This is a genomic window from Calditerricola satsumensis (assembly GCF_014646935.1).
Taxonomy (GTDB): domain Bacteria; phylum Bacillota; class Bacilli; order Calditerricolales; family Calditerricolaceae; genus Calditerricola; species Calditerricola satsumensis.
On sequence record NZ_BMOF01000004.1, the window covers coordinates 78,287 to 85,677 of the forward strand.

9 protein-coding genes and 1 pseudogene are annotated in these 7,391 nt (G+C 54.6%); 5 read left to right on the forward strand and 5 right to left on the reverse strand.

What is annotated here, in order from left to right; all coding sequences use genetic code 11:
- Positions 1 to 24: 24 nt before the first annotated feature.
- The gene (locus IEX61_RS02235) at positions 25 to 504 is read right to left on the reverse strand and encodes a DUF1885 family protein (protein WP_054669155.1); all 480 of its coding nucleotides are present in this window, start codon (positions 502 to 504) and stop codon (positions 25 to 27) included.
- 67 nt (positions 505 to 571) lie between these two features.
- A complete protein-coding gene (locus IEX61_RS02240; protein WP_054669157.1) occupies positions 572 to 1,597 on the reverse strand; it encodes a 4Fe-4S binding protein in 1,026 nt (341 codons plus the stop codon).
- Between the two features lie 194 nt (positions 1,598 to 1,791).
- Between IEX61_RS02240 and IEX61_RS02245 the strand changes: the two genes are divergently transcribed.
- Both IEX61_RS02245 and IEX61_RS02250 read left to right on the forward strand, forming a co-directional pair.
- The gene (locus IEX61_RS02245; protein WP_054669159.1) at positions 1,792 to 2,088 is read left to right on the forward strand and encodes a DUF3055 domain-containing protein; all 297 of its coding nucleotides are present in this window, start codon (positions 1,792 to 1,794) and stop codon (positions 2,086 to 2,088) included.
- A gap of 142 nt (positions 2,089 to 2,230) precedes the next feature.
- Positions 2,231 to 2,359: a GapA-binding peptide SR1P gene (locus IEX61_RS02250; RefSeq protein ID WP_054669161.1), complete on the forward strand. Its 129-nt coding sequence runs from the start codon at positions 2,231 to 2,233 to the stop codon at positions 2,357 to 2,359.
- Positions 2,360 to 2,521: 162 nt separating this feature from the next.
- On the opposite strand, the gene IEX61_RS02255 is transcribed toward IEX61_RS02250, so the two are convergent.
- The gene (locus tag IEX61_RS02255) at positions 2,522 to 3,994 is read right to left on the reverse strand and encodes an aminotransferase class I/II-fold pyridoxal phosphate-dependent enzyme (protein WP_188816669.1); all 1,473 of its coding nucleotides are present in this window, start codon (positions 3,992 to 3,994) and stop codon (positions 2,522 to 2,524) included.
- Between the two features lie 143 nt (positions 3,995 to 4,137).
- Here IEX61_RS02255 and IEX61_RS02260 point away from each other — a divergent pair.
- The 3 genes and pseudogenes from IEX61_RS02260 to IEX61_RS02270 all read left to right on the forward strand — a co-directional run.
- Positions 4,138 to 4,710, forward strand: a pseudogene (locus IEX61_RS02260) (NAD(P)H-dependent flavin oxidoreductase); the annotation flags it as partial.
- Positions 4,711 to 4,849: 139 nt separating this feature from the next.
- Positions 4,850 to 5,818, forward strand: coding sequence for a tyrosine-type recombinase/integrase (locus IEX61_RS02265; protein WP_054669163.1), 969 nt, complete (start codon positions 4,850 to 4,852; stop codon positions 5,816 to 5,818).
- A 60-nt stretch (positions 5,819 to 5,878) separates the two neighbouring features.
- Positions 5,879 to 6,127, forward strand: coding sequence for a hypothetical protein (locus IEX61_RS02270; RefSeq protein WP_054669165.1), 249 nt, complete (start codon positions 5,879 to 5,881; stop codon positions 6,125 to 6,127).
- Here the strand turns inward: IEX61_RS02270 and IEX61_RS02275 are convergent.
- Positions 6,124 to 6,735, reverse strand: coding sequence for a VanZ family protein (locus IEX61_RS02275; RefSeq protein ID WP_188816670.1), 612 nt, complete (start codon positions 6,733 to 6,735; stop codon positions 6,124 to 6,126). The two genes, IEX61_RS02270 and IEX61_RS02275, sit on opposite strands and share 4 nt — an antisense overlap.
- Before the next feature lie 89 nt (positions 6,736 to 6,824).
- Positions 6,825 to 7,253 carry a hypothetical protein gene (locus IEX61_RS02280; protein WP_157057998.1) on the reverse strand — a complete coding sequence of 143 codons (429 nt, stop codon included), beginning with the start codon at positions 7,251 to 7,253 and terminating at the stop codon, positions 6,825 to 6,827.
- Between the last annotated feature and the right edge of the window lie 138 nt (positions 7,254 to 7,391).

Below are 7,391 nucleotides of genomic sequence, written 5' to 3' on the forward strand. Positions count from 1 at the left end.
CTCCCCCATCTTCCGGAGAGACGGTTAGCCCTTGCGCGGGTTGTAATACATGACGCGCCCGTTAAACAGGTGCAGCTCGGCTTGCAAGGTCTTGGCCAAATATTTGCAAAACTCGTTGGCCTTGGCCTTGTCGCCATGGGTGCTGACGTCGGGCAGGTGCACGGCGATGTAGGCCCGCTGGCGCGTTTCTGTGACGGTTTCCGTTTCCCCGTCCGCCCCTTCCTTTGGCCGTTCGACGGTCACCGTATACGGTTCGGTGCCGACGCCGACGACGATGGCCCGGTAGCCTGGGTTTTTCCCCCGCAGCAAAAACCAGTTCCCTTCCGCTTCCGGGCGCGCTTCGATGGTGTACGGAAAGGCGTGCTCCTGATAGTTCCACCCGAGCTGCTGCCCCGTCTTGGTCGTCTGCTCGATGTACCGCTCGAGCAGCGCCTTCACCTCCTCGAGGGTAATCGTCTGCTGGGTCGAGCCTTCCACCAGTTTGATGGTCGCCGTTTCGCCCAACGGTGTTCACTCCTACTCCCGTAGTGGGGGATGTGTTCGCCCTCATCTTACCATTTCGTCGCCTCCTTTACAATGGACCGGGGGCGAATCGGGGAAGCAGGCGAAACCCGTGCGACCGGATGGGTTGGGGATAGACGGCAAAGGTGACGGACCGGCTCCGGCCGTTGGGCAAGATGGCGTCGACGGTGATGACCGCCGGCTGTCCCTGTGAGGACGGACCGACGCGGAACGTTAGGGGATGGGATACGGATTGCTGCGGACCGACGCGCAGGGCTTCGGGGAGGGAAACGTCCCACGTGGGAGGAATTCCCCGGTAGGAGAAGCGAACCGTTCGCGGCTGGTTGCGCAGGTTGGTGACGGTCAGGGTGTAGATGGACGTGAGGTGTCCGTTTGAGGGAATGCCGGTCGCGGCGGGCGTCACGAAAAGTTCCAGCCCCGTAGACGTAAACACGGCGAACGTTAAGGCGGCAGCAACGGAAAGCGTAAGCAGGCCAAGGAGGAGATTGGTTTTGCGCAGAAACGGCCGCTGTCCGGGTTCGGCCTGGGGAGCGGCAAACACCATTTGCAAGAATCCGTAAGGGCAGGCATAGCGACAAAAGCGGTGACGAAGGAAAGCGATCATGACGAAAAAGAACAGGGTGAAGCCCAGTTCGATGCGGAGCAGCAGGTTGTCCAGCGTACCTTCCTGAAGGTTGGCCCACAAGCGACGCGGATCGACGAAGTAGGCCAAAAATAAAAAGGCGATGACGGGCGCGAAGAAGGCCGCCACCAACAGGTTGACCGTCTGGCGAACGGCCGGATGGCCGGCCAAAAAGCGCCACCGCGTAAGACGCAGCAGGTAGGCCGAAAAGGTGTTGTGGGGGCAGATCCAGAGGCAAAACCCGCGGCGAAACCATTGGGAGAGGGTCACAAAGACGAGCACGAGGAACACGACCGCCAGGAGCAACACAGAGGATTCGGAAAAGGAAACGGCCTGCCGGAACACGTAAACGGTGCCGGTGGTGACGTCAATCCGGAACACGTCCAGAAGGGGAACCAAACCGAACAGCACGAGGAATGCCGCCTGGGACAACCGTTTTGCGAAGGTTCCCACCCGCGTTTGCCCCTTTCCCTTGTATGGTGACCATGGCTATGGTAAAATATTATCTACTTCTTCTGTTCCTTCTAGTTGTCACTCGTCCGTCCATTTTTTATACCGCGTGTGGGAAACGGTTGCAACGATCGCGGAACAACAGGTACACTACCTTATTTACGCAAAATTAGAAATTGTTGAAGGAGGCGTTGCCGATGGAGAACTTTGAGCGCCTGTACGACGAAGTGGAAAACGCGCATGTTCGGTTTATCGGGTTTACCACGGAGCACACCCGCTATGATTTCGGCATTCTGTTTACGCGCAAGTTTTTCGGCAAACCGCTGGTCATTTGCATGCAAACGGGGCGCGCCACCACGCTCTGTGCCGACGAGGCGGCCAACGTTGATTACATCCAGCAGCATTTCGCCATCCAACACCGCGAGGACGCCGAATTTTTGTCCCATTTCTTCCAGCAAATCCTTCCTTCCGTCCCCATGGAATCGGAATACTGATCGCGATGCCCTCGCCCATGGGCTCGGCTCATGGGCGTTTTTTTCTTGACAACATTAGCATGGCACGATTACGATAAAAGTGTAACACAATCTGTCGGCGATGCGGTTTGGTGTGCAGGATATGGGCGAGGAGGGCCGATGGATGGGAACGATTGTGTGCCAATGTTGTGACCGCATTATCGCGCATTTTGACGCCGAAAAGGTCAATGTTCTCTTCGGCGTTTGCTCCCGCTGCGCGGAGGGGCAGCAGGACGAGACGCCGAATGCCTAACGTGTGCGAGCCTGCCATACTGTTTCCATACACTCCATAGGGTTCCCTCTTCCTGCGCGAAGGGGGAACTTTTTTGTTGTTGGATTTGGCCAGCAAAAAAGACCCGGGCGGTTCCGGGTCCGTTGCCTTCCGAAAACTTGATAAAGAAAGGATGGCCGGAGGCTACCGAATGGCGCGGTGCGTTTTGATCACCTTGACCGTCTGGATGGTGGGATCTTCGGGTCCCTGCACGGGAAGGCCCACGGCCAGGTTCTCGCGGATGTAGGCCAGGTTTTCCTCGGTGAGGATCTCGCCGGGCATGACGATGGGGATGCCCGGGGGATACACCATGATGGACTCGGCCATGATGCGGCCCACCGCTTCGTCGATGGGCACCGTTTCCGTTTCGGCGTAAAAGGCGTCGCGCGGCGAGAGAGCAAGCTCCGGGATCTTCGGCAGCACGACGCGAAGCTCGCGCGCGGCCCGTTTCGCGTAAAAGGTTCGCGACAGGTCGCGGATCGCCGCCACGAGGGCTTCCACCGTCTCTTCGCTGTCGCCCGCGGTGATGAAGCAGAGCACGTTGTACAGGTCGCTCAGCTCCACTTCAATGTTGTGCATCTCGCGCAGCCACTTTTCCGCCTCGTAGCCCGTGATGCCCAGCTCGCGCACGTGGATGGTCAGCTTGGTGGGATCGTAGTCGTAGATCGCTTCTTCGCCGACGCGCTCGTCGCCAAAGCAGTAGATGCCGGGGATTTGGTTGAGGGCCTCGCGGGCCCACCGTGCCAGGTGCAGCGCCTTCTCGTTCATCTCCCGGCCATGCAGGGCGAGCTGCTTGCGGGCTGCGTCGAGGGAAGCGAGAAGGAGGTAGGATGTCGACGTGGTCGTGAGCATGCTCAGAATCGCCTGCACGCGCTGCGGGTTGACCCGCCCTTCCCGCACGTTCAGGATCGAGCTTTGCGTCAGCGACCCGCCCAGCTTGTGCAGGCTGGTGGCCGACATGTCGGCGCCGGCCTCCATGGCCGACATGGGCAGCTCCTCGTGAAAATGGATATGGGCCCCGTGGGCCTCGTCCACCAGCACGGGCACCCCGTAGCTGTGGGCGACCATGACAATCTCGCGCAGGTTGGCCGCCACGCCGAAGTAGGTGGGGTTGATCACGAGCACCGCCTTGGCGTCGGGGTGCTGTTCGAGGGCCCGCTGCACCGAGGCGGTGGTGATGCCGTGGGCAATGCCGAGCGTCTCATCCATCACGGGGTGGATGAACACCGGCGTGGCCCCGGCGAGGATCAGGGCGGTGATGACCGACTTGTGCACGTTCCGCGGGACGATGATCTTGTCCCCCGGCGCGACGACGGACATCACCATGGCCATGATAGCCCCGCTCGTCCCTTGCACGGAGAAGAAGGTGTGGTCGGCCCCGAAGGCTTCGGCGGCCAGCTCCTGGGCTTCCTTAATGATTCCCTGCGGGTTGTGCAGGTCGTCGAGGGGGGCGATGTTGATGAGGTCAATCGACAGGGCGTTTTTCCCGAGAAAATCGCGGAATTCGGGGTTCATCCCCGCACCGCGCTTGTGTCCGGGAATGTGAAATTGCAGGGGATTGCGCTTGGCGTGTTCCAACAGGCCGGTAAACAGCGGCGTACGCGCCTGTCGATTCATGCTCTCTCCTCGCTTTATTACAAAAATCAAGGTTGAGTATAACAGATTCCCCCCCGTTTGCAAGAGGAAATCGCGGCCGCGGTGTGGTAAAATAACGGTCGAGAAGTCCAGCAATTGCGAAGGATCTGAAGGAGGAGCGGCACGTGAAGACGCGCGTGACGGAACTGTTGGGGATTCGCTACCCGATTGTGCAGGGCGGGCTGGCCTACTTGGCGTACGCCGAGCTCGCGGCGGCCGTTTCCAACGCCGGCGGGCTGGGGCAGATCACGGCGATGACCGTCGGCGGGCCTGAAGCGTTGCGCGAGGAGATTCGCAAGGTGCGCCAGCTGACCGACAAGCCCTTCGGCGTCAACTTCGCCATCGGCCAACACGGGCGGCCGTATGAAGACCTGCTCGCGGTGGCCATCGAAGAGCGGGTGCCCGTCATCTCCGTCACCGGCGGCAACCTGACGCCCCTCGTGGAAAAGATCAAGCCGCACGGCATCAAGGTGCTCGTTCTTGTTTCGTCGGTGCGGCAGGCCAAAAAATGCGAGGAGATCGGCGTCGACGCGGTGATGGCCGTGGGGCAGGAGGGCGGCGGGCACATCGGGCGCGACGACGTGGGGACGATGGTGCTCATCCCCCGCGTGGTCGACGCGGTGTCCATTCCCGTTCTCGCCAGCGGCGGAATCGGCGACGGGCGAGGGCTGGTGGCGGCGCTGGCCTTCAAAACCGAGGTTAATATTTTGATATTCTGAAATGTCAATCGATGTGGTTTCCAACCGAAAACACGTGCGGTCTCCCGAACATTTTATCGGAGTACGAGGGGGTTACTTTATACCGAGACCGTACGTGTCTTTTAAGGAGGGGTTTACTATGAGAAAATACGTCAGAAATTTCGGTCAAATTGGTGTTAGCTCCTACCAAGTGCGTCATCACTTCGTCAAGGGAAAGTTGCCGATGGAAAAAGCAATGAGCCTCTTCCTGTCGCACAAGGATGCCGAAGGATTAAACGAAAGCACGATGCAGATGTACCGGGAGCACTTCCGTTACCTTCTGTATTACTTCAACCCGGAAATATCGGTTTCCGATCTGACCAGTGACGCGGTTCTGGGATACGTAAGATGGATGAAAGACGAAAAGAGGCTGTCCCCCGTAACCATCAATATCCGAATCCGCACCCTTCGGACCTTCCTGCGATGGCTGGAACGGGAGGGATATCTCAGCGAACCCCTTCACGAAAGGCTGACAAAGATTCGGGAACCCGATACGGAAATCGATGTACTGACCCCAAGGGAGATAAGGAAGCTTCTTTCCGTTATCGACACGAATCGTTACGTAGGTTTCCGGGATTATGTGATGATCTGCATCCTCCTGGATACGATGGTAAGAATCAGCGAACTGTTGAAGATGAAACGGTCAAACGTGCGAGGTGGATCGATCCGGTTAGATGCTCAGGACACGAAGGTAAAGCGTGGTCGAACCGTCCCCGTTTCCGATAAAACGGAAAAGCTTCTTCTGGAATACATCGCTGAAACCAATGATTTTGGCCGGAATGAGCTCTTTCTTAACTACGACGGCACCCCGGTCAAAGCCAATACCTGGAGAAAGCGGTTACAGGAATATGCACGGAACGCCGGATTGGAGCATAAGCGAATCCGGCCGCACCTATTCCGACACACCGGAGCGGTTCTCTACCTCCTGAATGGTGGTGATCCGTTTTCCCTCCGGTTAATCCTTGGCCACTCCGACATGTCGATGGTTAAACGATACATCAACATGACCGAAGTGGACGTTAAACGCCAACATTCCGCTTTCAGTCCTCTACGGGATATTCGGTTGTAACAAAAATGAACCGAATAAACTGAATTGTATGTGTGGAAACAAGAAAAGGAGGGTTTGCTTTTGATGTACATCAATCAAACCCTCCCGTATCAAATAGAAGATGCTCCACTTGAAGAATCCGAGTGCTTCGGGTATTATTACGATCCCATAGCAAGGGAGTGCAAGCATTGCGACTTTCAACAGAAATGCGCTTCTGTATTTAACACCAGAAAATCCCTTGGATTGATTGAAGATGATGAACTCCGTGAAGAAGTAAGAAAGCTGTTGGAAGAGTATAAAGCCCCCTTTAGTATCTTGCCTCTTAATTAGTCAATGGTTTTTACACTTTGACTCGTCAGGACGTTGTGGATGTGGCTCCATACACCCTTGGTGGGTTCGTCTTTAGACACAGATTTGCGGTAAATCCAGGCAAAAAAGCAAAACAGCGCATATCCAATTAATACACCCGAAAGGTTCAACAAAACATCGTTGATGTCAATGGTTCTGTAAGGAAATCTGTATAGCAAGGATATTACCAACTGTACAAGCTCAATCGTGAGCGTAAAAAATAATCCTCTTAGCAAAATTGACTTATAATTACTTTTAACGAGAAACGGCAATCCAAATCCAAATGGTATCCCAAGAACAATATTTCCAACACCCTGGATAGACAGCAAATAGTCAATAGACATTCCCCGGAGAGGAATGAGATTTATACTGGACATCAGATTTGCATCACGCCTAAGGAATTCAAGTACTTCTGGATCAAACCAAAGAGGCAGGATAGTGTATCCCACTACATAAGTCAGGTATATGTAGAAGATGGTAAAGCATATCAAATAACCGCTTGTTCGCCCTTTCCTTTTCTTTAAATAGATAAGAAGTGAAACAAGGATGATGACAGCAAGCGGGATGATACTTTCGATATCGATTCTCACAAAAACCCCTCCCTTATATGTGACACGGCCTGGCAGAGGTTAAACCTTTGCCAGGCCATATATAATGTGTTTTTTAACTAATGTGTTTTTTAACGGGTGGTTAATGTGCCTTGTGCCTTGATGTCCCAACCGTCATCGTTTGTTTTCCATGCTTCGATATAATAAACGCCCGTTGGTACGCTACCACACGCTTTGGAAAAAGATTTTTTCTCATTCAACGTAGTGGATGGTGTTACAGACACTGTGCAGATTGTGTCATCGATGATTTCGTCTTTTACAACTGCAATTGTTACGGAGTACGGACCAACCGCTCCTGCAGCTTTTCTATAAGCCCAGAGACTACCTGAATTCGTAAGGGAACCTGCACTGAGTCCATGAGTTACCCCGTTATCCTTTCCGTTAACATAACGATAGTCCATCGTGAAGGAATAACTTGAACTATTGGCAAGAGCAACGGGCATTGCCATGATCAAAAGTGCTACTACTGCTAATGTACTCCGGATAAAAAACTTCTTCATACAAAATCCCTCCAATAGACAAAATTTTTAATATGCTTTAATTATAAAGAACGAGTACAAAAATGTCAACCATTCCAAGGCTCGAGCTTTTTTCGCTGTGCCTGTATCTCGGCCTGATCTGCATCAGGCCATCTTCAG

What these genes read in the sequence shown, in the direction of transcription:
- IEX61_RS02250 (WP_054669161.1), top strand. Translation starts at nt 2,231, where the DNA reads ATGGGAACGATTGTGTGCCAATGTTGTGACCGCATTATCGCGCATTTT.
- IEX61_RS02245 (WP_054669159.1), top strand. Translation starts at nt 1,792, where the DNA reads ATGGAGAACTTTGAGCGCCTGTACGACGAAGTGGAAAACGCGCATGTT.
- IEX61_RS02255 (WP_188816669.1), bottom strand. Translation starts at nt 3,994, where the DNA reads ATGAATCGACAGGCGCGTACGCCGCTGTTTACCGGCCTGTTGGAACAC.
- IEX61_RS02265 (WP_054669163.1), top strand. Translation starts at nt 4,850, where the DNA reads ATGAGAAAATACGTCAGAAATTTCGGTCAAATTGGTGTTAGCTCCTAC.
- IEX61_RS02280 (WP_157057998.1), bottom strand. Translation starts at nt 7,253, where the DNA reads ATGAAGAAGTTTTTTATCCGGAGTACATTAGCAGTAGTAGCACTTTTG.